This is a genomic window from Pedobacter sp. HMWF019 (assembly GCF_003061025.1).
In the GTDB taxonomy this organism is placed as follows: domain Bacteria; phylum Bacteroidota; class Bacteroidia; order Sphingobacteriales; family Sphingobacteriaceae; genus Pedobacter.
Window position 1 is genome coordinate 1 of sequence record NZ_QAIL01000549.1, and the last position, 1,215, is coordinate 1,215.

Consider the following 1,215-nt stretch of genomic DNA (forward strand, 5'->3'; position numbering starts at 1 on the left):
GTATAAATATCATTCCACTAGTAAATAGAAAACTAGTGTTCATTTTGCGGCTACGGGAGCAGGAATTATTATGATTCATATTTTTAGTATAAATGATTCTTTACAAAAATACAGTATATGTAGAGAAATCGGTAATAAATTCCACAATTTGGGTAAAAATATTTACAATACTTAAATTATCAACTTATTCAATACCACGAAGTTGTGAAATCGCCTAAAATTATATTATAAGTTTATATTGTCTTTTTTAATTTGGCAATGTGGCTTAAATACTACAGCAAGATGGTGTTGGAATTGAAAGAAGGATAGCATACAATCCGCTTAATATTAATTTATCTCAAAATCAGAGGATTGAAATCTGTTTTTAGAGAATGGAAAAATAATGGCTTGAACTTTGCACATTTTTTCGACTCTAAAATCTAGCTTTTTTTAAGAGTTTTTTTCAGTAGAAGGAGGATTTCTGTATAGCCGAGAGTGAAGATTGCCCAGAAGTTGAATTTGTGGTACCTCTGAAGATATTTGTAGCCCACTGCAACAGCAATTAAAGCAGGTACAATGGAACCCAAAGCAACGCCATATACGTTTCCAAATAACTTAATTCCTACGAAATCGAAAATTACGTTTGCTGCCAGCATACTCAATACCTTTATGAAATTAATCTTCGGCTGATGGATTACATCGAGGGTTAATGCGAAAAACCGATCAGCGGGATATAGAAGTGCAAATGTCATAAATATCCGTAACACATTGGCTGCTTCTGTACCCATATATTTCTGGCCGCCAATAATGTAAATTGCAAGATCAGCAAATAAAATGGATAATATAACTACCGGAACTAGACTTACCGTTAACATTCCAATGTATTTGGACATGTTGTTGGTCACTTCATTTTTATTTCCTTTGTTATAGGCGGAAGACAAAACAGGCATTCCTGTGGCTGCAAAGCTTCTTAGCGGAATTTCAATAACCTCAAGCAGTTTTACGCCAAGATTATAGATAGCCAAGGCTGCGTCGCCTAAAAGTACTTTGATAATCAATGTATCTGTAGTACGGAAAAGACTAGAACTTAAAGTAGTTCCTACACTGAATTTGCCAAAATTATATATAGTTAGTATGCACTCTTTGCTTCTATTTTTAAAAAAAGAAAGATTACACCATCCCATTGACAATGTGAAACTGCTTGTTAGAAAAGAAGAGAAGAGGTAGGAATAGAGA

The 1,215-nt window shown here is 33.7% G+C and carries 1 protein-coding gene; it reads right to left on the reverse strand.

The window, feature by feature from the left end:
* Positions 1–419: 419 nt before the first annotated feature.
* Positions 420–1,215: lipopolysaccharide biosynthesis protein (locus DBR11_RS26790; protein WP_146186683.1), on the reverse strand; the 796-nt coding region annotated here is incomplete at its 5' end.